Origin of the sequence: Microcystis sp. BLCC-F210 (assembly GCF_042134685.1) — a bacterium.
Lineage (GTDB): Bacteria > Cyanobacteriota > Cyanobacteriia > Cyanobacteriales > Microcystaceae > Microcystis > Microcystis aeruginosa_D.
In genome coordinates, this window is sequence record NZ_CP169647.1 from 4,365,771 (window position 1) to 4,388,884 (window position 23,114).

Consider the following 23,114-nt stretch of genomic DNA (forward strand, 5'->3'; position numbering starts at 1 on the left):
TTTTTATCTGGATTGGCACAGTGGGGAAAAATTCTCTCTCGTTGATCGCACTCAAGCGGCAGTGTTGGCCCTGCGATCGGGATTAGTGGCTTAAAAAAAACCGGCACCCTAACCATATAGGATGTCGGTTCGGTCAAAACTAAAAACTAGACTGACGCTGCTACTTTTGCTTCGGCTACCATTAGTTTTTCGTAGGTTTCACGCATTTTGAGACCGACTAACACCTGGAATAAACCCGTACCATTGGTGGAACCGGGATAATCTTTGTGTTTGAGCAGTAATTCGGTCATTTCACCGTAGTATTTAGTGCCGGTTTTGCTTAAATGGCTTTCGATGTAGATCATTTCTTCGAGGTTATCGAATTGACCATCTAGTTCTAGGATCGACACTTCATTCCCCAAGAAGCCATCTGGACCATAGTAGAGTTTAATACCGGGATAAGTGCAGGTCAATTTACGACCACAGGGCCGCCAATCGATGGTGGAACCTTCATCAAACAGATAAGCGGGTTCAAAGTTTTCTACCCCTTCTTTCTGGATTAAACGGACTCGTAGTAATTTACTTTCGTGATCTTCAAGTAATTTGGTGGGCAGCACTTGAATCACCACGTCAGCGTACTGTCTTTGGGGATCGATATAGGCACTGAAATCGGGTTTTCTAGAATTAATGGCCGCCATCACATCATCATAGGTGTGACCGCGCTCGGCCATATCCCGTTGAATTTTCCAGTTAACTTTGACTTCATCGCTAATATCGAGATAAACGCTGAAATCTAATAGAGACCGGACTCGTTCATCATATAAGGGGTGTAGTCCCTCGATCACGATTACCTTATTCGGTTCGATGATTTCGGGGGGATCGATCATCCCCGTTTCATGATTATAAATAGGTTTATTAATGGCTTGACCTTGCTTGAGTGCTTTAATCTGCTCATACATCAGGTCAAAGTTATTCGCTTTCGGATTGAGTGCGGTGACACCCACCTCTTTTCTCTGTTTGCGATCGAGGCAATGGTAGTCATCTAAACAGATCACTGTCATAAACTCGGCCCCGAATAAATCGGTCAAACGACGTAAAAAAGTAGATTTCCCACAACCGGAGTCCCCAGCTACACCGATTAGAACCACGCGTTCTGGCTTATTGGCCATAGTTTCCCTCTAAATACACAACTAATTGTTAACCCTATAGTATGTAATTAAACCAGACTCTGGATCCAGCAGTACCCCGCCGTCACAAATTTCTGCTGCTGACAGGTTCGGCAAGAGCCTTATACTAGAATGAGTAGGTATTTGATACTAGATATTCTGTTCAGATCATACCGGAGTCAGTGACCAAAATCAGTTATCAGTTATCAGTGATCAGTGATCAGTGAAAGGACAGCACTGTTAATGCTATTTACTCCTCCTTACTAAAAACCCAGATATGATAACTGGTAACTGATCACTGATCACCGATCACTGAGAGGGTACGATGGGTGTGGAGAAATTTGGTCATTTCCTCCACTGCTAGAGGTCCACTGATGCGATTGCCTTGCATTCTCTCAAAGCCTAATTGTTGCAGGATTTCTAATTGTTGTTGGGTTTCTACTCCCTTGGCGATCGCTATTAAGTTGAAACTTTTCGCTATTGCCAGTAATGACGAGATAAAACGGGTATCCTGGGGATTGTTACCCAGTTTTTTCGTTAAAAATTCCTCTATTTTCAGTTTTTTCACGGGAAATTGATTAAGATAGGCGATCAAAGCGTAACCGCTGCCAAAATCATCGAGGGTAATACTAATACCCAATTCCTGCAAATCCCCAAGAATTCGACCGTTTTCGCCGCTATTTTCTAGTAAACTTGTCTCGGTTATTTCCATCTCCAGAAAGAAAGGCCCGATGTTGGTTTCAGTCAAGACTTCTTTGAGGGTGGTAAGCAACTGGGGATCGCGCAATTGGTGTGGGGACAAATTGATCGAGATGGGAGTGTACAATAATCCTCGCTGTTGCCATATTTGCGCTTGTTGACAGGCATTTTTTATTACCCAACGATTAAGCTCAAGGACTAATTCGCTTTCTTCGATTAAGGGTAAGAAACGATGAGGAGCGATTAATCCGAATTGAGGGTGTAACCAGCGTAATAATACCTCTAATCCTTCCACTTGCCCCTGAGTGATGTTAACTTGCGGTTGATAGTACAGAGCTAATTCATTATTTCTGATTGCCTGATGGAGAAAATATTCAACTTTAGAACTACGAGTATTTTTAGGGTGAACATTAACTGGCTCTATCTGGGATTTATTGTTTATGTTATTTTTGAATGCTGCTAAATTTTCCTCCAGTTTCTGTAAAATTACTTTTCTATCTGTGCCGTCAGGGGGATAGATGACTGAACCTACATTTAATCGCACCGCTAGGGATTGATTTTCGATTTCGTAATTATTTTCTAAGGTTTTCATGATTCTTTGACTAATTTTTTCCAGATCATTAGCGCTATGAATTTGTGGCAGCAGGATAATAAACTTGTCTGTTCCCCAATGAGCGACAGTATCTTCTGATCGCACATTTTTTCTTAAACGTTCACTGATGATTTTTAATAGTTTATCTCCCAGTCGATAACCTAGTGGATTGTTGACATTTCCTAGCCGCTCTATGTCCACTAATAAAAGACCGATAAGTTTATTACTTTTCTGGGCATTATTAATAGCATTTGATAGATGTTCGTTAAAGAGAGAACGGGTAGGTAAATCCGTGAGATCATCTGAGAAAGATTCGTCTTGATTCCTAGGACCAAAACTAATGGTCTCGCAGGGGGAATGACGGAGAATTAGGGTATTTTTCGCGTGGGGATTATTCTGACTATAATTTGTTTCTGTTTCCCTCAGTTTTATTTGTACTTGTTCTGGATTTTTAACGGCTACTGGCTCTATTTTTTCTTGATTGGATATTAAATGAAAACTGGCATTTATATCACAGCCAAAGTTAATTAAATCACCGTCTTTTAATTCATGAACTAAGCACTTAGAGCCATTGACATAAATACCATTATGACTCTTATTTCCCTCTAAATCACCATCAAGAATCCAATAGGAGAAATTTTGGCGATCAATACCCTTTTTAATTAAAGTTGCATGATAGCGAGACGCGTGTTTGGAGTGAAGAACAATTTGATTATCGGACTTACGGCCTAGAGAATATTTCATTTCCTCTAGGGGAATTGTTCTTATACCTTTAGGATCTTCCACAATGAGGAGATAACGACAATTGGATGAACCATTAATCATTTTTTTAGTACCTCGACAAAATATAAGTTAATATACTTCCTCAAAAATTATGGCTTACTCCTCTTTAACTTAATTTATTTTCTCAATACAGTATTGGGTGTGATTCGGAACAGTTACTTAACAAGAATTCCGTTACATCTTCTGGTTTCAAGGTCTGAGTCAATCAAAATCCTTGTACTTCTTCAAATTCTGCCCTAGGCTGATCATAGTCGATAACATGGCTGAATGCTTGGTTTTTGGTGGTAAAGATTGGGTAAAGGTTCGAGCGGTCTTCAAACTGTTGAGGGTATATCTATAAATATAACTTAAAAAACAATAGCTGCCATTAAAATCATCTAAAACTCGCTTTACCCCTAATTCCTTCGCTTAAAGCTGACCCCGCTCCCATGCAGTCTTAATGAGTATTTAGATAGTCAACAGCTTAAGCTTACCAACAATCAGCAATGATCAGTCATTCTTGTGGTGGTACAAATAGTGGTACGATTAACTGATGCTTTCTTCCCACTTTCCAGTCCCCAACAGGGGGTTTGAGGGGTAGAATCTCACAAGGGACGAGATTGCGTGATAAAATCGGAAATAACGCCCAATTCTAGCAGAGAGTTTCCCTTGAAAAATCCCAACCCAGTAAATTTATAAAAATGAGATGCAACCGATAGGAGTTTTCGCTATGGATAGCAATCGATTAATCGAAGAATTAAAAAATCCTGACTTTTATCCTCATTCTGTCAAAATTCCCGTTGAAATTATCCAAACCCATGCTTCAATTATCTTCTTAACAGGAGATTATGCCTATAAACTCAAGAAACCAGTTAATTATAATTTTTTAGATTTCTCCACTTTAGAAAAGAGAAAGTATTATCTAGAACAGGAACTAGAGTTAAATAAAAAGGTCGCCGATAATATCTATCTAGAAGTTTTGTCAATTAATTATCAACAGGGTAGCATAAGTTTAAATGGAAAAGGGAAAGCGATCGAATACGTTTTAAAAATGAATCAGTTTCCCCAAGAATGTTTACTTAGTAAAATGTTTGAACGGGGAGAACTAACGGAAAAATCTATAGAGTCTTTAGCTCAAAAAGTGGCAGGATTTCATCGGCAATCGGCGACTAATTCCTATATTAATCAGTTTGGTAATTTAGAAGTTATTAAACAAGCTTTTGATGAAAACTACCAACAAACTGAGAAATATATTAATTTTGTCCAAACCCAAAAACAATACGATGAAACGAAAGCTTATACAGATAAATTCTTTGCAGAACACCGAGATTGGTTAGAGGAAAGACAAATAAAAGGGATGATTCGCGAATGTCACGGCGACTTACATTTGAATAATATCTGTCAGTGGCAAGGAGAAATACAATTATTTGATCGCATAGAATTTAATGAATCTTTTCGCTTCGTTGATGTCATGTATGATATTGCTTTTACAGCTATGGATTTAACCGCTAGACGGAGAGAAGATTTTGCTAATTTATTTGTGAATACTTATTTAGAACAAACCGCAGACTGGGAGGGGTTAAAAGTCTTGCCTCTCTACCTGACTAGACAAGCATATGTGAGAGCAAAAGTCAATAGTTTTTTGCTTGATGGTGACAGTTTTTCTGAAAAAATTAAAGCGGATGCAGAGGATTATTATCAATTAGCTTGGCAGTACACACAACCGCAGAAACCGAGATTAATTCTGATGTCGGGATTTTCTGCATCGGGTAAGAGTACCATAGGGAAAGTAATTGCTAAAAATCTTAATGCTATTCAGATTCGTTCCGATGCAGTTCGCAAACATTTGGCTGGAATTGACTTAAATCAAAGAGGAAGTCTAGATATATATAGTCTCGAAATGAGTCAAAAAACCTTCACTAGACTAGCGGAATTAGCCCGAATTTTAATAACTTTAGGTTATCCAGTTATTCTCGATGCACGCTATGATAAATATGCTTGGCGAGAACCTTTATTAACCTATGTACAAAATTTACAGATTCCTTTTCATATTGTCCATTGTCACGCACCTATAGAAGTTTTAAAACAACGGATTGCCGCTAGAAAAGACGATATTTCTGACGCTACTATCGAGGTTTTAAATGCCCAAATTGAGAAAACAGAACCTTTTAATGAAAAAGAACAACCCTATCTAATTTCCCTAGACACTACTAATCCCGATTGGCTAAAATTTTTAGAGAGTCAATTAAGTAAATAGGTTGAGATGAATCATCGATATAGCAATTCTTATAAAGTAGCAAAAAGGAGAAGCGATTATGGAAACTGTAGTCTTAAATATCGATGCAGTTAATCTGACCGATGCACAATTTTATCATCTCTGTCAGGCTAATCAAACATGGAATTTAGAACGTAATCAAAAAGGAGAATTATTAATTATGCCTCCCGTGGGTGGAAATACTGGTAAACAGGAAGCTAATTTGATTGTTAAAGTTGGGGTATGGAACGAGCAAACTCAACTTGGGGAGGTGTTTAGTTCTTCGACAATTTTTCGTTTACCAAAGGGAGGATATCGTTCTCCTGATGTTGCTTGGATAAAACGGGAGAGATGGGAAGCTTTGAGCGCAGAAGAGCGAGAAAAGTTCCCACCTTTATGTCCCGATTTTGTGATTGAATTACGTTCTCGTACTGATTCCTTAACCTCTTTACGGGAAAAGATGTGCGAATATTTAGCTAGTGGTTTACGTTTGGGTTGGTTGATTAATCCGCAACAGCAGCAGGTGGAAATCTACCGACTAAATAGCGGTGTAGAAATTATTAATTTACCTGCTACCTTATCAGGGGAAGATGTCTTACCAGGGTTTGTTTTGCATTTAACTTAGGAGACAGAATTAATTACACATATTTTTCTCTGAACTAATAACTGATATAGCAGTTCTGACGTTCCCTAAAACCAGAGACTTACTACCTCACCATTAAAATAAATGCTATGAGTTATCTTGTATAAAGTAGCAAGAAGGAGAAGCGATTGTGGAAACTGTAGTCTTAAATATCGATGCAGTTAATCTGACCGATGCACAATTTTATCATCTCTGTCAGGCTAATCAAACATGGAATTTAGAACGTAATCAAAAAGGAGAATTATTAATTATGCCTCCCGTGGGTGGAAATAGTGGTAATCGAGAAGCTGATTTAATTGCTGATGTAACGATTTGGAATCGTCAAAGTAATTCAGGTAAAGTCTTTAGTTCTTCGACAATTTTTTGTTTACCAAAGGGAGGATATCGTTCTCCTGATGTTGCTTGGATAAAACGGGAGAGATGGGAAGCTTTGAGCGCAGAAGAGCGAGAAAAGTTCCCACCTTTATGTCCCGATTTTGTGATTGAATTACGTTCTCGTACTGATTCCTTAACCTCTTTACGGGAAAAGATGCGCGAATATTTAGCTAGTGGTTTACGTTTGGGTTGGTTGATTAATCCGCAACAGCAGCAGGTGGAAATCTACCGACTAAATAGCGGTGTAGAAATTATTAATTTACCTGCTACCTTATCTGGGGAAGATGTATTACCCGGGTTTGTTTTGCATTTAACTTAGCAAGGATGACAGGGAATAACAAAGGGAATGACACCGAATCAGGATATCTTTGTCAAAACATTTCCAGAAAAGCGATCGATTGTCAAATTGAAGGTGTATAATTTCTCAAAGGCCAGCATCAAGCTAAAAAGTTCTCAAGACCACCCAAAAAAAACCATCAGGATTTCAGGAACAGATGCTCTGGCTACTTCTTCAAAGAAAGAAGAAACTCTCAGCCACAACATTGATATTTCTCAATAATGTCCCCTAAAATTTTCAATCATCACTTTACTCCTCTTAAATCCCTCTCTCTGGGATTATTTCTCCTACAAGCTTTCACTCCCCTTACCCTAGCGGCCCCCCCGCGAGAACCGGATCAAAGCGTCGGCTGTGATATTCTGGTGGTGGGTGGTGGTTTAGCCGGTGCCGGTGCAGCCTACGAAGCTTTATTATTAGGAAAAACCGTCTGTTTAACCGAAATTACCGACTGGGTGGGGGGACAGATATCTTCTCAAGGAACCTCCGCATTAGATGAAAGACGAACACAAAGAGAAAAATTATTTTTCCCGAAAGGTTATCTAGAATTTAGGGAAAGAATTAGAAAGCATTACGGGAAACGCAACCCGGGAGAATGTTGGGTCAGTGGGTCTTGTTTTTTACCTTTTGACGGACATAAATTATTATTTCAACAGTTAGAAGACGCTGCCAAAAAAGGTAAAGGAACCCTGAAATGGTTTCCCTCCACGGTAGTCAAAGAATTAAATATTGAAACTTTACCCAATCGCGGCACCGGTCAACAGATTACCAGTGTAATTGCTATCCAACATAGTCCCGCAAAAGGTACTCCTCCCCTAAATACCGAGTTTTTATCGCAAAAAATGGAGGATATCTATCGCTACGAAAATTCTCCCCGTTTTGATAAAAAAATCCTCCGTTTTGTCCCCAAATCCTCCCAACCGAATCAATTAGCAGATTGGTATGTGATTGAAGCGACCGAAACTGGGGAAATAATCGGATTATCAGATATTCCCTACCGTTTAGGTGTCGATAAGCGCAGTTATCTGGAACCTTCTTCTTCTAGCGTCACTGGAGACCCCTACTGTACCCAGGGTTTTACCTATACCTTTGCCATGGAGGAAACAGAAAAACCCCAAACCCACGAGAAACCCGTTTATTATGAACGCTATGCCCCCTATTTTAGCTATGAATTGCCGCGATTAGCCGATTTTGACCTCGTTTTCACCTATCGTCGTATTTGGAGTCCACAACTGGGTAAAGAGAAAACCTTTGGGGGAATTACTTTTACCGAACCCGTCCCGGGGGATATCTCCATGCAGAATTGGACTTGGGGGAATGATTATCGTCCGGGGACTGCAAAGGATAACTTTATCTACACCCGTGAACAGTTGCAAGAGTTAGGACAGTTATCTCCCGGGGGATGGATGGGAGGATTACGCACCGAAACCCTCGCGAGGGGCGAAGAACACGCCATTTCCTACTATTATTGGCTAGTAGAAGGAACCACCGATTCCCAGTTAGGAGACGGGGTAAAAGTCCCCCACTTGAATAACCGTTATCTCTCTGGTTTTAATTCTCCCATGGGTACTGCCCACGGTTTGTCAAAATATCCCTATATTCGGGAAGCAAGACGGATTATCGGTCGTCCTTCCCTGACTTTCCCCGATGGTTTTACCGTCACAGAAATCGATATTTCCCGACAAAATTTTCAAAGCGATTTCTATCGTCAAAATCTTTCCCCAGCAGAATATCGGCGCTTAATTGCCACCTTAGCAGGATTAGAGGGATTTTCCGTACTTGATGGCACATTATCCCCCGATGCGGTTGTTAAACGCAAGCGATCGACTATTTACCCTGATTCCGTCGGTATCGGTCACTATGCGATTGATTTTCATCCCTGCATGACGGAACATCCCCCCGAAAAACCGGGTAATACAGAAAAAGCAGGAGAAAGACAGGGACAGGGCCAAGCTTATCCCTTCGAGATTCCTTTAAGGGCTATAATTCCCCAAAAAATCGATAATTTACTGATAGCGGGCAAAAGTATCGCCCTTAGTCATATTGCCGCGGCCGCCTATCGTGTCCATTCTTTCGAGTGGTCCTCCGGGGTAGCAGCAGGCATCACGGCAGTGTATGCTTTAGATAATAATGTACTGCCCTATCAATTAGTAGAAAGTGATTTTCTCATCGGCAATCAAAAACTGCGAGAATTACGGCAAAAAATCGACGCAAGTGGTAATCCCACCGTGTTTCCCGATGTCTCAATTTTCCGGTCGATGGATGATTGGTATTAATTAGGGTCTGCTGAAAAAGTTTTTCGTGGGGACAGGGTGTGGGGTTTTACCAGTTTTGAGGTGGTTAATTACCTAATTTTTAGTGAAAAAGTGCCTCAGTTTTCCCCCTCATCACTCCCAGTCCGGGTACTTTTTGATTGACAAAAAGTCTAAAAGTCTTACCCAACAAGGTTTTTACCATTATTCAGCCAGCCGTAAGTAATGCAGATTGAGTAAAAATGCTTAAGTACACGCTCAGTGAATACCTAACAAACACTGAATCATAGATGAAAATCAGGAATAAATTGGGTCTTTTTTCAGCAAACCTAGCAATTTTTGCATTTTAATCCAAACTCTTCTCATTTGCCAGAATTTACTTTTTTCCATGGCGGCTATTTTACTGTCAGCTTCTCGATAATCCAATTGGGTTTTTTGCAAGTCTTGTTGTAATTCTTGTTCATGAATTTCTAATTGTTTAATTCGTTCTCTAGCCTGTTCCAACTGAGCGAATATATCGACTCTTAAGGTGACTAAAGCAGCAAAAATGGCTTGGATATTTTGGGAGTAAAGTTGGGGATGATTATAAAAAAGTTGGGTGTAGGAATAAATATAGTGTTCTGCGGTCATTGAGCGACTCATAGAGTCAGCTTTTTGTCGATAGAAAAATAATACTTCTGGGATACGATAGACTTCTCGACCTAATTCGATCAGAGATAGCCAGAAATCGTGATCTTCCCAACCATAAATCAAATTAGTATTATAGCCCCCCACAGTTTCCCAGTCGGATTTCCGAAACAAACCGGAGCAAAATATCATATTATCTACTAATATATCGGGAAATTTGTACTCAGGCAGCGGCCAAATACCTTCTCTGTCGCCAAAATACTCCGCTTCGCAATAAACTATACCTAATTGCTCATTACTTTCTAGCAAAGTAACCGCTTTTTCTAGATAGGAATCGGCAATTTTATCATCAGCATCAAGGGGAAGAATATAGGTTCCTTGCGCTTGGGCAATTCCTAAATTTCTCGCTGTGGCAACCCCTTGATTTTCTGTGCGGATGATCCGGGTTTTTGGCTGTTGATAATCTTGTAAAATCTTGATGGTTTCTGGTTCTGTGGATCCATCATCAACCACAAGAATTTCAAAATCTTGGTATATTTGCACTAAAACAGATGCGATCGCATCATCAAGATAGCGACCTTGATTATAGCAAGGAATAATCACGGAAACTTGAGGAGCATGACTCATTGAGGGCAATTCTCTCCTACTTGAGCAAAAACTAGGTTATTAATAGCTTATACCAAAAGCTCCCCTTTATCATTTTTCTAACTAAAGAAAGTGTTGATATCCCCACTAGCAATTTCCAGATAGTAGGACATATCATGGATAGATTCTGAAATTATTCCGATTGATGGACAAAATCACCCAATTGGGTGATCCCCGTGAGGGAAGCATCTCTTTTTAATAGAAGATAAGTTATTCAATAATCCGATTATTATTACCAATGATCCTTAATCATGGAAGCTCATCAACAAAAACAACTCCGGACTTTCCTCTTGGAAAAACTAGCAATTTCCCCCCGTTCCTTTGATATGGCTGTGCGTCTCTGTGAAGCATCGGTGGGTTCTTTGCCGATGGTTTTATGGCAGTATGGTTTAATTGATTTGTCGCAATTGAATCAGGTCTTTGACTGGATGGAAACTGTATAATTAAATTAATTATCATTTTTATTAAGCGACCAGCAAGTTACTGTGATTTATTTAATTTTGCAATCCTTGATCGCCTTTGTGGTTGTCATGACAGTAAGGTATAAACAAACTTAATATACCCTGGTTTCTTGAGTTAGACATCGACTAGATAAAACTCTTTCAGAGCCGGATAAAAGTTGAGATTTTCGTGACTAGGACGACTAAGTTTAATCAGGGCAAAACGTTGGGATGGCTCTAGTTTTTGCCATTGTTCTAAACTAATTTCAACCTGTAATTCCCTAGCTTTTTCTAGGACTGTATTGGGAATCTGGCTATCATCTAACCAAGCAGGATGGTTATCTATTGCTACTTCTCCTGGGGGAGTACCGGTTTTTTCGGTGATTAATTTTTGCAGAAAATCTCGATAGATTTTAGCCTCTGCTGCCGTCGTACAAGCCATATTAACTAATACCATTCTTTCTGGTTGAGTTAACTGCATCCAATGGGATAATTTTAATTTAACTCCACAGGTATCTAGTTTCATTCTCACGGTCATTGGTATGCAACGTAAGGAGTCAACAAAATCGGTTTCAAAGTCAAAAAAGGTGTTCATATTATTTCACTGATTTACTGAGGATAAATCTATAATACAGCCTTGGGGTGTAATTGCTGGCAAAATGTTATTTTGATTGAATAAAATTGGCTCGATATTGATGACTAGAGAGGAGAGTTTCCTCTAGTTCCTGCCATTTTTCTCCTGCAATATAGTCAATAACTTGATCCAGATTTTGCCGATAATTTGTCAAGGATATCAATAAAGCTTGACGATTGTATTTAGCCATCATTAAACCTAATTCGGAGTTGCCAGCACCGACGCGACTGGTATCGCGAAAACCAGAACTAGCTAAATTTTCCGCTAATTGACGAATCTTCAGATCTTTTTCTTTTCCACAAGCTTGGATTAAACTGGTACTAATCATGACTGGCAGATGGGAAATCCATGCCACGGCTCGATCGTGTTCTTCGGGGGAGGAATAATAAATTTTACAGCCTAATCTTCGTACTATTTCGGTTAGGATTTGCACGGCAAAGTTAGGAGTAGATTCAAGGGGAGTAATCAGATATGGGGCATCGACAAATAAACCCAATTGTGCAGCATTAATTCCCTGTTCGGTTTTCCCAGCCATGGGATGACTACCGACAAAATTCGGCCATAATTGACTACAATTGTCCACAATTGCCCCTTTAACTGATCCCACATCGGTGACAATGGCTTCGGTTTTTAAATAGGGAGTTAATTTTTCCAAAGTTGGCACAATTAAATGTATGGGAGTACAAATAAAGATTAAATCGACAGTGGCTAATAATTCTAAATTGGTACTAGATTCATCTACCACTCCTTTTTGTACAGCGATATCACAGGTGGATAGTTGACGGGAAACTCCCCAAACTTTATGACCTTGTGAGCGAAAATCTAACCCCAAGGAACCACCAATTAAACCCAGTCCAATAATGCCAATATTCATTAGTTTTACTCAAAGATAATTTCGTCTTCTAGTCGCCAAGCAGGATCGACAATGCACAAAAAAATTAAGGGTTCCTCACCACAATTATGAATATATTGTTTAGCTAGAGGAGGTATATAAATGGTAGCACCGACAGTCACTAATTGCACTTCCTCATCGATGTGCATTTCTCCTTGTCCTTGCAGAATATAATAAACTTCCGCAGTTTTTAAAGCGTGGGGAGTAGAAGTTTCCCCCACATCTACCCAAGCATGGGCTAAACTATAACGTAGATTTAAGGGCTGTTTATCGGGATGCAATAACTCACGCAATCTGGTATGATCACCAGCGATGAATTCCTCACATTCGAGCAGTTTTCTGATTAACATAGTAAAATTAAACCTCGAAGATTGTTTTTATTTTATCATTGAGTCAAAAGCTAAAGACGAATAGCCGTTATCATAGAAATATTCAGCATCGCCAGAATTAACGAATGACTTGGTTAGAACATAGTGTAGAGGTAGAAGTGGACGCACCGATCGATCTGGTTTGGGATCTCTGGTCAGATTTAGAACAAATGCCCCAGTGGATGAAATGGATCGAATCGGTGAAAATTCTCGATGAGGAGCCAGAACTTTCCCGTTGGAAGTTAGCCAGTGGTGGTCTAGAATTTACTTGGTTGTCACGGATACTGAAAATTGTTCCCCACCAGATGATTCAATGGGAATCTGTGGACGGTTTACCTAACCGCGGGGCAATTCGTTTCTATGACCGTCATGGTAGAAGTATTGTGCGACTGACAGCAGCCTATGCTATACCCGGTTGGTTAGGAAAATTGATGGATAATCTTTTCCTCGGTCGAGTGGTGGAATCAACTCTGCAAGCCGATCTAGAGCGTTTTCGCCTTTATGCGCTCAATATTGTCAATAATACGTCGCCAAGGTGAGGCAATTATCGTTAATAAGCTTTTGACTAGCTAAATTGCTGGTTAAGACTGTCTATGGTTAGGGAGAATGGGTAGGGAGAGTCGGTCTGAGCGTTTGTACTAAAATTCCCCATGCCCAGTTCAAATGCAGTACAGTTTATTGCTGACGATCAACTCCCAAAAACGAAAACTTCCTAAGAATATCCCAAGTAAATTCCGCTATCATGGTTGAGTTATTGCTACTCAATTTTATAGAGATAGGCTTCCGGGGTTTCCAGAAGGGAGGCCGTCGGGCGATCAAGAGGGGGAGTTTTGACGAGGGTAAAAATTGGAAATAAATCGTTCATTTGGATAGCCATTTTAAATTTCGGCTGTATGTAATAACTACCCGATGGGCAGGCATTGGTGATCGTTAGCTCTCTTTTGGTCATAAAGGTATCGATATAATCATACTGACCATGCTCTCTTCTTTTGCCTTTTTTGGCTGGATCACAAAGGGTTGAACCGACCGGAATCTGATTGATAATTTCCACTGTATCGGCCACGGATAGGAGTCTTTCGGAACCGTATTTACTAGCAAGATAACGTTGATTAAAATACAGATTGGTTGCGATAGAATAGCCGATGATAATTGCTAGAACTAGAGCAAGTATCCTGTCGAAAGTCTTAGTCAAGTTCAGATAGGCCAGACTAGCGATCGCCAGAAGTATAGGAGCAAACCAGAGTAAGATTTTGCGATGGGAATAAAAATGCTCATCAGGATAATTGGAGGAAGCGTAGAGAAAAATTACCCAAGTAATCGCCAAAAAGCCAATCAGTGTTTTATTGCCTCGATATTTTTTGATGACTATGTACAGAGAAACGCCGAAAAAAATAGCTGAAACTACGACATTAAAAATCGATATATTGTCATTCAAAAAAAATACTTGATTGCCCAGATAAACCGTTTCCCAAATCGCTTTAAATAGACGAGCGAACAGATTGCTCGATGGTTCAGAGCTTGCCCCCTTTTCCGTGAGTGCTCTCAGCATCCCTTTAGTATTTGCAAATCTCCCAACTATCTCACTGTGCCAATACATAAATAAGGCGAGATTTGCCGAGAGAATCGATAGAAAAGGCAAAAGACATTTAAGAGTATTCTTGCGATTTCGATAAACAAACCATAGACATGCGATAACAGAAGTCACTGGGATAATTAACATCGTGGTGGTGTGTAAACTCACCAATATAGCGACAGTAATCCCGAAGAATATCCAAGCTATAGCCTGATAGAGCAGCGGCTTAGTCGTTTCCATCTGGAACCGATAGAGTAAAGCAAAAACGAGGATAAAAAATGGTATTGGACTAGGACCCCAAGAAAAATTATTAATAAAATAGTCCGCATAAATCGTGCTATACCAAAATCCTGCTAAACTAGACAGGAGAAGACGTTTATCTTGTTCTACATTTTCTAAAAGTTGATAAACAAAGTAGATTAACAGGGGAATCGATAGAAAAGAAAATAGACCATTGGTAAGGACTTGAAATTCGGGAGCGGTACCGAAAATTGTCAAAGGAAATGCTAAATAACCATAGAGGGGAGGAATTACGAATCCATATTTTCCACCTCCCCCTGCGGGTCCCAATTGAGGAAAGTTTCCCTTCCACATATCCATCCAAAGATAACCACCGCTAATCTGATCGGGATCGGGTCCGATATCGAAGGTAACATATTCAAAGATACTGACAATCCTGGTGAAAAAGGCAAAGGCGATCGCTAGAATTCCTAAAATTAGCGCCATTAATCGGACTTTATTGATTGATTTCCCCATAAGTGTCAGTATTTTTATCCTAAAATTGTCTGTTAGCTTCGTGACCGTATCTCCGAATATTTATTCTCCCATGATAGCACAAATTTTTAATCCTACTCGATTATAATTTAGCGTTGCCTATAAAGTAGATAAATGTGCCAATTATTTGCTTAATCATCGCGATTATCTCCGATATCAAGATTATTTGGCGGCAGGTTTTCCCATTGCTACGGGGGTAATTGAGGGGACTTGTCGTTACTTGATGAAAGACCGCATGGAGATTACGGGTACGAGATGGAGTCTCAAGGGTGCTGAGACGGTTTTACGTCTTCGCTCCCTTCAGGTTAGCGGTGATTGGCCTGATTATTGGCACTTTCATTTACAGCACGAGCATCAACGGTATCATCGGGCCCTGTATCAAGACGGTGTTCCTTTGCTCACAACTGTGATTCAAGCTTGTTGCTCTACTACTTCAAGACACACAACGATGCTTGTTTGACTTGCCATAGGTCTTTCTAAAAGAGCCCCCACTGATAACCGGTTACTGTTTACTGGACGGCTACGCCGTGCCTTTGGCAACACTGAAAAACCCCATTACCCCATCTTCCGCACTATGTTCACGGGGGTTAAACTGGTAAAGCGTGACACAAAACTGCTAGAGTTACCAAGGACGAGTATATAAACTTTACAGATATTGTATGAGAGTTTTGGTTATTGGCGGAGACGGCTATTGTGGTTGGGCAACGGCACTCCATCTATCAAATAGAGGTTACGAAGTAGGCATACTTGATAGTTTAGTTCGTCGCTATTGGGACTTACAATTAGGCTGCGATACCTTAACACCGATCGCACCCATATCTCATCGGATTCAACGCTGGCAAGATCTAACGGGAAAATCGATCGATCTTTTTGTCGGAGATATTAATAACTACGACTTTCTGATTCAATCCCTGCGACAGTTTCAACCAGACACCATTGTTCACTTTGGAGAACAGAGATCTGCACCCTTCTCCATGATCGATCGCGAACACGCAGTTTTAACCCAAGTTAACAACGTGGTTGGCAATTTAAACATCCTCTACGCGATGAAAGAGGAATTTCCCGACGCGCACCTAGTGAAACTGGGAACCATGGGTGAGTATGGCACACCGAATATAGATATTGAAGAAGGCTACATCACGATCGAACATAACGGTCGTAAGGATACTTTACCCTATCCCAAACAGCCCGGCAGTATGTACCATCTCAGCAAAGTCCACGATAGCCATAATATCCATTTTGCCTGTCGGATGTGGGGTTTAAAAGCCACAGATCTCAATCAAGGGGTGGTTTATGGAGTCCTCACCGAAGAGACGGGAATGGATGAAATGTTAATTAACCGTCTCGATTACGATGGGGTTTTTGGTACTGCTTTAAACCGTTTTTGTATTCAAGCGGCGATCGGTCATCCCCTAACAGTGTACGGTAAAGGTGGTCAAACGCGAGGATTTTTAGATATTCGCGATACCGTGCGTTGTTTGGAGTTAGCGATCGCTAATCCCGCTCAATCCGGGGAATTTCGCGTTTTTAACCAATTTACCGAACTGTTTAGCGTCGGTGACTTGGCACTGATGGTGAAAAAAGCTGGTTCTGCGTTAGGGTTAAATGTGGAGATTAACAATCTTGACAACCCGCGCATCGAGTTAGAGGAACATTATTTTAACGCTAAAAACACAAAATTACTCGATCTAGGACTACAACCTCACTATCTCTCCGATTCTCTCCTTGATTCCCTCCTAAACTTCGCCACCAAGTATAAAAATCGGGTAGATATGAATCATATCCTACCAAAAGTCACTTGGAAACGATAATTTATTAGTTAATGATAAGTAAAGGATGGGCAAGTAACCCATCCTTTCCGTTTTTCTAATGTATCGCCATCAAACTCGATCTTAATCCGCACTGATGGGAATTATTGTCGTCCGCGATTGCGGGAATTAGCGCGACGTTCCTGCATTAACTGGGAAAATTCCTGTCTTTGAGCGGGAGTTAAGACTTGACGAATTTCTAAAAAACTTTCAAATTGCAGGTTACTGATTTCTTGGCGATTCCGAGAGACTTGCTGATGTTTAGCACGAATATCTCGATCGGAGGCATTATTCGATAATAAACTATTTAATTCTTGTTCGTTGCTTCTCAGGGTTTCTCGCAACTGTTTGGTTTTTTCCTGATATTTCTGACGAATAGCGGCAACTTTCGACTTTTGCTCATCGGTAAGGTTCAATTGTTCAATTAGTCTTTCTCTAGAATTATTAATCCGACGGGGACGATTTTCAGGACGCTGGGGAGAGCTAGTTTGAGCAATAAATAGACGATCTTGGGGATAGGATAGCACAGTGGCACTTGGGGCCAAGTTAGCGGCCAGAGTTAAAACCATAGTCGTGCCGAGAATCGAGAGAGTAGAAAAGTACATAATTGACCTTGACAAAGAAATTAAGGATTATAGGTAGAATAGGTGAGTTGAGACTCGTTTAAGCTCATCCAAGGGGAACTATAAACGCTAGGAGCAGCAATCGGTGGAGCGATGCTATGGTTCCAACTTTCCACTAAAAAAGCTTCCAACTGCTCGTCAGAAATTTGGCCCAGTTGTGGATGAGGATCGGACCAACGATAGGAAGCAAAAATCAGCGCCGATAAGGCAGTAATACCGGTAATCCACCCCAATAAAGGCGGCAATTTTGGGAAATTTACTGGCTTTTCTCCCCTAATCATTTGCATTAACTGTTCTTCTTCATCTATCGGTTGAGGTGGCAGCGATGGACGATAGCGACGCAGAAAATTAACCACTTTCTCATCTTCTGGGGACATTAGAGAACTCCTTGTTTTTGCAAAAATTGACCCATGGTTTTACGCGCATAATGAAGACGTGATTTCACCGTACCGAGGGGAATTTCTAAGATTTGAGCGATTTCCTTTTGGGGTAAGTCTTCTAGATCGTGAAGGACAAGGACAGCACGATGTTCTAAACTGAGAATTTCTAACCCTTGTCGGACCACTTCCTCATAATGCAGTTGCATCAAATCGGGACTATCTTGGGGACGGGATTCGCTATCAAAGGAGTTTTCCTGATCAGTACTTTTGGCCATCCTCATTTGTCTTTTGGCTAATTGTCGTCGACCATCGAGTGCCACATTCCAAGTGATCCGATAAACCCAAGTGGAAAAGTATTCAGGTGAACGCAATTTCGGCAACCCGCACCACACTCTTAAAAAGACCTCTTGGACAAAATCCTCTAGGAATTCCTGTCCACAGAGTTGATAGAGAGTAGAGCGGATTTTTGGTTGATAAAGACGGTAAAGGTGACGAAAAGCACCCCGATCACCCCTTTGACATTTTAAAATTAACTCTCGATCGCTCACACTCGTTTGCTTCTCGGTTATCACCTCGATCATTCCCCTCACCCCTAGCTACTTGTCCCTTTAGACTAGGGGGTGTCAAGAATGGTTCATAACCAGTGATCAGTGATCAGTTATCAGTGATTCAGTGATCAGTTATCAGTTGTAAGTTATCAGCTTTTTTCTCCCCATCACCCCACTTCCCCATCACCCCACTTCCCCATCTCCCCGGGAGCATCTCACTTACGCGATGAGTAATTATACTTAGCTTAAAAGCCACTCTTAATCGTGTCTTGGAACGAAATAGAGGCTTTTAAAGACCGCGTACATGGAGAATTAAAACAAGAATTACCCTCGAAAAGCCTATTTTTCTACTAAGTATTTATGCTTATTGCAAAGGTGAGATGCTCCCATCTCCCCAGACCCCAGACCCCACACCCGATCACCGAGGGAGTAATTGTTGATAGAAATCCAATTGTTTTTGAGCGAGGGCTTTATTAGTATAATTGGTCATTACTCTCTGATAACCCCTCTGGCCTAATTCTTGAGCGAAACTGGGATTATCTAAGAGAGTTTGTATAGATTTAGCCAGTGCTTCCCCATCTTTTTCGGGAAAAATTAACCCGGTATCAGCAATAACAAAGGGAATTTCTCCCGAGTCAGAACCAATAACAGGAACCTGACAGGCCATAGCTTCAATTAAAACATGACCGAATTGTTCTTTCCAACCCACAGCAGTTAAAGTTTTGACTTGATAGGTGGTTTCTGAAGGCAAAACTAAAGTGTTCATCAGGTTAATATAATTAACTACTTGATCGTGGGGAACACTTTCCACTATTATCAAGCGATCGCCTATTCCTGCGGCTGTAGCTTCGCTGACTATTTTATCTTTCAGGATGCCCCGACCTAACATTAATAATTTCCACTTACCTGTTAATTTAGCTGCAGCTTTAATCAGCGTTAGAATGCCTTTTTCTTCTACAAAACGACCGACAAAACCAATCACAAATTCATCGGGTTCAATGCCTAAAGATCGGGACAAATCGGGTTGCTTGCTGGGGGAAAAAAGAACTTCATCCACTCCTAATTGTGGTAAAACGGTGTATTTACCCCTGTAACCCCGTTCTTTTAAAACATCTACCCCGTCCTGATTACCAGCGATTAAACCATCGGTATTTTTCAGGTTATAAGCTTCTAACCAAGAGATGGGAAATTTAGGAGTATAGGGAAGATTCCACCAAGTAAAGAATACATTTTTAGCCCGGAGATTTAAGAGACGATTCAGAGTGATAAATTGGGCATAAGCGAGAGATTTAGAACCCTGCTCCACTTGAATAATATCGGGTTTAAATTTTTGCAATAAATAAATTATATCAATGCCAAAAGTCAATAAAGCTTGGTTATTCTGGCTAAAATTAGAGACAGGAATAACTCGGAAATTATCAGCTATTTTCGGTTGACTTTCAATGATTTTATTTTGGACTCCTCCCGGTTGCCAACGTTGGGGAACAACAATAGTAACTTCAATACTGGGATTTAATCTTGTTAGGGCGCGCAGTTTCTCACAGTTGAGATCAACTATATATGTATGACTAGCAACTAAAATTCTCATAGATTATCTAGTTTTGTATAAATTTGGCCATCATTCCAGAGAGACTTAACTTGAGTTTTCAGAGCATCCAGAAAACCTAAACCATAAAAAATTCCCCTAGAAAGGATTTTAATCGGGGAACCACCTTTATTACAGGGAGGATTGCCAAGAACGTGACAATCAAATAACTTAGCATAGAGTCGCAATTGTTGCGCGGGAGTGAGATTTTTCAGGGCCATCAAAAAGTGATTATGATAAAAAGTCGTCTGATAACTCAAAGAACGAGTGCTAATATCATGACAGCCGCCGGTTTCTTCCCCTAAATGAACCAGATAAGCGGTGGGATCGTACCAGACATGATAGGGAGTCTGGCGTAATCTTAAGCAAAAATCCGATTCCTCGCGCACGGCACTGCCACGAAAGCGTTCATCGAACCAAATGCCGTATTTAGTAAATATATCCTTCCGGAAAGACATATTACAGCCCCGGGCCGAGATTACCTGCTGGGGTTTAGTGGTGTGGACAAGATCGATGTAATACCAAGCAATGCCCGGATCCATCGCTTGGGGGGGTAAACAGTCGATTTCGTAGGGGTTGCTGGTGTCTGTCACCATTTTTTGAGAGTCACCCAATTTCATGCGATCGAATACTCGACCGGCCACTACACCTATCTCAGGGTTATTGACAAAATTCTCACTATGTGCTTTGAGATAATTATCCGGGAGCCGCACATCATCATCGATAAAAAGAACGATATCGCCCTGAGCGCGACGGACTCCATAATTTCTGGCACCGGGTAAACTCGCCCAATCCAGCCGATACCAGCTAATTTTCTGCTGATTAGCCAAATTTTCTAGATAGAATTGTATGGCGGGACTATGGGTAGCGGTTTGGTCAATAACTAATACCTCAAAATTGGGGTAATCTTGTTTGAGTAGGTCATCGAGGGTATCTTTAAGAGGCTCTTCGCGTCGATAGGTGGGTATGATGACAGAAATCAAGGGAAAATTCATAGCAGTAATCAGTAATCAGTAATCAGTAAACAGTAATCAGTAAACAGTAATCAGTAATCAGTAAACAGTAATCAGTAAAAAGACAGTAGAAAACTTCTAAGTAGTCGTGCAAAATTAATTTCCTAGTCGAGACTCCGAGACAGGAGACTCCGAGACTCCGATACAGGAGACTCCGATACAGGAGACTCCGAGACGGGAGACTCCGATACAGCTATTAGGGATCGCATTTGAGTTTTCAGTTCACTGTTTACTCACAGCAAAAGGCTGACGGCTGAGAGCTTAGATGTGTAATTAATTTTGTTTAGGTACTTATTTAATACCGCACACTTAAAAACTCAAATCTGATAACTGATAACTGATAACTGATAACTGATAACTGATAACTGATAACTGAAACCCCCAACACCTATATTTCAAGCTAAAGAAACACCTTTGCGTTTAAAATTTAAGCCCTTTTTAGAGGATTTTGTTTCGGTTTCTCCCGCCAGAATTTTAGCCTCTTTTTCCTGTTTTTCAATAATGGGTAATTTAAAAATTACGCCCGCGAATATCCAGTAATAAACACCCACAGGATCCGTATCGAGGGCATACCAATAGGGAAGATAGGCAACAAAGAGCAGCAAAACCCAATAACTACCAGCAAAACCTCGCAGAGTCGGATCTTTGAGGGAACGATAGGTGCGGAAGGTCAGATAAACTAGATGGGTTATAAATATCATGTACAAGGCAAAACCAATGTATCCCAACTCGAATAAAACTTTACTGTGAAAGGTTTCCACAAAAGAAATATCACCGAAAATTCTAGCAGCAGATGTGGCCACACCGAGTCCACGACCTAAAATACCGCCCTGATTACGAATAGCAAAATCCATCTGTTCTTGGACAAAAGCGGTGGGGGGAGCCTGTTGCCAACGACTAACGGCACTATCGTAGCGTTGTTGGACAAAATCGGGGTTAAGGAAAGAAAAACCGATAGCTAGAAGTAAAGAGGTGACAAAAATAATCGGCAAAAATCGTTTTAAGTTAGCGATTTGTCCCGTAAGAATCGTCAGCAGACCAATAATAATCGGTACAGCAAAGAAAGCTAATCTTTGCCCAGAGACCACTGCATTAATAAAAACTAGGGTTAAACCCACTAGGGCTGCTAGTCGCCATTTTTGGGAAATTTCACTAAAGGCGTTGGCATAACAAATTACGGCACTAGAGACCAAAAACCAGGCCCAGTGCCAGGGGGAAACAAAAGTACCGGGTAAACGGATCATATTCACTTCTGGACTATACGCTAATCCCCCACCGACCAAACACCTCGCATCTAAGTGAGCTTTGAATAGTGCATCAGCCACAAGGCCTCTAGTTCCTTCACAACGACCGGTTTTCAGCATCCAGTATTGCATTAGTCCTAGTACACAACAAATAATCACTAAAGTCACTAAAAGACGACCAAAAAATAATAGGGTGGGTTTATCTTTGATCAAGTAATAAGTACAGAAGATCAAGGGGACATAACCTAGCAAAACTTTAAATCCTAATAGTCCTTGCAGAAAAGGCTCACCTGTCCGACAGGGAAGTCCGACCAAACGGCCACCGCTAAACACAGTCATCCCAGCTACGGAATCACAAGTAGGCAGCAATTGTTTCTGTAAATTGAGAGCTAATAGACAGACTGCACAGAAAACAAAGATTAATAACAGGGTTATACCTAATTGTTTGGGGACAATAATCGGTAATTGCTTTGTTCGACATTCTAAAACTAAGGCGATTAAAGCGGGTATATAAAAAATATCCTTAGTAAGCTGCAGGATTTGACTACCTCCCAACCAATAGACAATAGTGCCATTGAAGGGGACATAGATAATAAATGCCCAAAGGGCCATGCGGGGATACATAAAGGAGAAAACTACTAAAATTAAGGATAAACTTACTCCTGCTCCTATCTTGGCATCAAATAATAGGCTGAGGGGCAATCCGAGCAAAATTGCCACACAAATGGCGAAAATAATCAACCCCCCTAACTTTTGTTTCTTTTGTCTTTCCTCTTTTTTGAGTGCAAGTTTCCCCTTAAGGTTAAGCGGGGGACTATCAGCTTGTTTTCGGTCTTGTTTATTCTTTTTTTTGGGGCGATCAATACTTAGTCCTGTCATCGAAAAATTGGGTCTGAAACCCCGC

General features: G+C 40.7%; 21 protein-coding genes and 1 pseudogene. 9 read left to right on the forward strand and 13 right to left on the reverse strand.

The features are described 5' to 3' along the window. Positions 1 to 146 precede the first annotated feature (146 nt). Both ACE3JL_RS21230 and ACE3JL_RS21235 read right to left on the reverse strand, forming a co-directional pair. The gene (locus tag ACE3JL_RS21230; protein ID WP_271992136.1) at positions 147 to 1,148 is read right to left on the reverse strand and encodes a phosphoribulokinase; all 1,002 of its coding nucleotides are present in this window, start codon (positions 1,146 to 1,148) and stop codon (positions 147 to 149) included. Between the two features lie 292 nt (positions 1,149 to 1,440). Next, positions 1,441 to 3,261, reverse strand: a complete 1,821-nt coding sequence (locus ACE3JL_RS21235; RefSeq protein WP_375328312.1) for an EAL domain-containing protein — start codon at positions 3,259 to 3,261, stop codon at positions 1,441 to 1,443. Positions 3,262 to 3,928: 667 nt separating this feature from the next. Here ACE3JL_RS21235 and ACE3JL_RS21240 point away from each other — a divergent pair. The 5 genes from ACE3JL_RS21240 (at position 3,929) to ACE3JL_RS21260 (ending at position 9,080) form a co-directional block, all read left to right on the forward strand. Continuing rightward, a complete protein-coding gene (locus ACE3JL_RS21240) occupies positions 3,929 to 5,455 on the forward strand; it encodes an AAA family ATPase (protein ID WP_375328313.1) in 1,527 nt (508 codons plus the stop codon). A gap of 58 nt (positions 5,456 to 5,513) precedes the next feature. After that, positions 5,514 to 6,077: a Uma2 family endonuclease gene (locus tag ACE3JL_RS21245; protein ID WP_375328314.1), complete on the forward strand. Its 564-nt coding sequence runs from the start codon at positions 5,514 to 5,516 to the stop codon at positions 6,075 to 6,077. Between the two features lie 148 nt (positions 6,078 to 6,225). Continuing rightward, positions 6,226 to 6,789 (forward strand): Uma2 family endonuclease, encoded by a 564-nt coding sequence (locus ACE3JL_RS21250; protein ID WP_375328315.1) that lies wholly within the window; start codon positions 6,226 to 6,228, stop codon positions 6,787 to 6,789. Between the two features lie 27 nt (positions 6,790 to 6,816). After that, on the forward strand, positions 6,817 to 7,029 hold the full coding sequence (locus ACE3JL_RS21255; protein ID WP_375328316.1) for a hypothetical protein: 213 nt from the start codon (positions 6,817 to 6,819) through the stop codon (positions 7,027 to 7,029). Further along, complete coding sequence (locus tag ACE3JL_RS21260; protein WP_375328317.1) at positions 7,029 to 9,080, forward strand: FAD-dependent oxidoreductase; 2,052 nt, start codon at positions 7,029 to 7,031, stop codon at positions 9,078 to 9,080. Before ACE3JL_RS21255 ends, ACE3JL_RS21260 begins: the two co-directional genes overlap by 1 nt. Before the next feature lie 273 nt (positions 9,081 to 9,353). Here the strand turns inward: ACE3JL_RS21260 and ACE3JL_RS21265 are convergent, their stop codons facing one another. Next, complete coding sequence (locus ACE3JL_RS21265) at positions 9,354 to 10,310, reverse strand: glycosyltransferase (RefSeq protein WP_375328318.1); 957 nt, start codon at positions 10,308 to 10,310, stop codon at positions 9,354 to 9,356. Between the two features lie 269 nt (positions 10,311 to 10,579). Here ACE3JL_RS21265 and ACE3JL_RS21270 point away from each other — a divergent pair, with 269 nt between their 5' ends. Beyond that, on the forward strand, positions 10,580 to 10,771 hold the full coding sequence (locus tag ACE3JL_RS21270) for a DUF2949 domain-containing protein (protein WP_002758191.1): 192 nt from the start codon (positions 10,580 to 10,582) through the stop codon (positions 10,769 to 10,771). Between the two features lie 133 nt (positions 10,772 to 10,904). On the opposite strand, the gene ACE3JL_RS21275 is transcribed toward ACE3JL_RS21270, so the two are convergent. From ACE3JL_RS21275 to ACE3JL_RS21285, 3 genes are all read right to left on the reverse strand, one after another. Beyond that, entirely contained in the window at positions 10,905 to 11,363 is a 459-nt protein-coding gene (locus ACE3JL_RS21275) for a nitrate reductase associated protein (protein WP_271989850.1), read from the reverse strand. 67 nt (positions 11,364 to 11,430) lie between these two features. Continuing rightward, positions 11,431 to 12,276, reverse strand: coding sequence for a prephenate/arogenate dehydrogenase (locus tag ACE3JL_RS21280; protein ID WP_271989853.1), 846 nt, complete (start codon positions 12,274 to 12,276; stop codon positions 11,431 to 11,433). Between the two features lie 5 nt (positions 12,277 to 12,281). After that, positions 12,282 to 12,644: a cupin domain-containing protein gene (locus ACE3JL_RS21285; protein ID WP_271989855.1), complete on the reverse strand. Its 363-nt coding sequence runs from the start codon at positions 12,642 to 12,644 to the stop codon at positions 12,282 to 12,284. A gap of 104 nt (positions 12,645 to 12,748) precedes the next feature. Here ACE3JL_RS21285 and ACE3JL_RS21290 point away from each other — a divergent pair, with 104 nt between their 5' ends. Next, positions 12,749 to 13,201 carry an SRPBCC family protein gene (locus tag ACE3JL_RS21290; RefSeq protein ID WP_271989857.1) on the forward strand — a complete coding sequence of 151 codons (453 nt, stop codon included), beginning with the start codon at positions 12,749 to 12,751 and terminating at the stop codon, positions 13,199 to 13,201. A gap of 218 nt (positions 13,202 to 13,419) precedes the next feature. On the opposite strand, the gene ACE3JL_RS21295 is transcribed toward ACE3JL_RS21290, so the two are convergent. Next, a complete protein-coding gene (locus ACE3JL_RS21295; protein WP_271989859.1) occupies positions 13,420 to 14,991 on the reverse strand; it encodes a hypothetical protein in 1,572 nt (523 codons plus the stop codon). Positions 14,992 to 15,115: 124 nt separating this feature from the next. Between ACE3JL_RS21295 and ACE3JL_RS21300 the strand changes: the two are divergent. Further along, positions 15,116 to 15,469, forward strand: a pseudogene (locus tag ACE3JL_RS21300) (ISKra4 family transposase); the annotation flags it as partial. A 199-nt stretch (positions 15,470 to 15,668) separates the two neighbouring features. After that, on the forward strand, positions 15,669 to 16,820 hold the full coding sequence (locus ACE3JL_RS21305) for an NAD-dependent epimerase/dehydratase family protein (protein ID WP_375328319.1): 1,152 nt from the start codon (positions 15,669 to 15,671) through the stop codon (positions 16,818 to 16,820). A gap of 101 nt (positions 16,821 to 16,921) precedes the next feature. Here ACE3JL_RS21305 and ACE3JL_RS21310 read toward each other — a convergent pair whose 3' ends face one another. The 6 genes from ACE3JL_RS21310 to hpsL all read right to left on the reverse strand — a co-directional run bounded on the left by ACE3JL_RS21310 (position 16,922) and on the right by hpsL (position 23,089). Next, positions 16,922 to 17,422, reverse strand: coding sequence for a Spy/CpxP family protein refolding chaperone (locus ACE3JL_RS21310; RefSeq protein WP_271993045.1), 501 nt, complete (start codon positions 17,420 to 17,422; stop codon positions 16,922 to 16,924). 20 nt (positions 17,423 to 17,442) lie between these two features. Next, positions 17,443 to 17,817: a hypothetical protein gene (locus ACE3JL_RS21315; protein ID WP_271993043.1), complete on the reverse strand. Its 375-nt coding sequence runs from the start codon at positions 17,815 to 17,817 to the stop codon at positions 17,443 to 17,445. Continuing rightward, the gene (locus ACE3JL_RS21320; protein ID WP_375328320.1) at positions 17,817 to 18,401 is read right to left on the reverse strand and encodes a sigma-70 family RNA polymerase sigma factor; all 585 of its coding nucleotides are present in this window, start codon (positions 18,399 to 18,401) and stop codon (positions 17,817 to 17,819) included. The genes ACE3JL_RS21315 and ACE3JL_RS21320 overlap by 1 nt, the downstream gene beginning before the upstream one ends. Before the next feature lie 385 nt (positions 18,402 to 18,786). Continuing rightward, positions 18,787 to 19,956, reverse strand: a complete 1,170-nt coding sequence (gene hpsO, locus ACE3JL_RS21325) for a hormogonium polysaccharide biosynthesis glycosyltransferase HpsO (RefSeq protein ID WP_375328321.1) — start codon at positions 19,954 to 19,956, stop codon at positions 18,787 to 18,789. Continuing rightward, positions 19,953 to 20,948 carry a hormogonium polysaccharide biosynthesis glycosyltransferase HpsN gene (gene hpsN / locus ACE3JL_RS21330; RefSeq protein ID WP_375328322.1) on the reverse strand — a complete coding sequence of 332 codons (996 nt, stop codon included), beginning with the start codon at positions 20,946 to 20,948 and terminating at the stop codon, positions 19,953 to 19,955. Before hpsN ends, hpsO begins: the two co-directional genes overlap by 4 nt. 413 nt (positions 20,949 to 21,361) lie before the next feature. Then, positions 21,362 to 23,089, reverse strand: a complete 1,728-nt coding sequence (hpsL, locus tag ACE3JL_RS21335) for a hormogonium polysaccharide biosynthesis protein HpsL (RefSeq protein ID WP_375328323.1) — start codon at positions 23,087 to 23,089, stop codon at positions 21,362 to 21,364. Between the last annotated feature and the right edge of the window lie 25 nt (positions 23,090 to 23,114).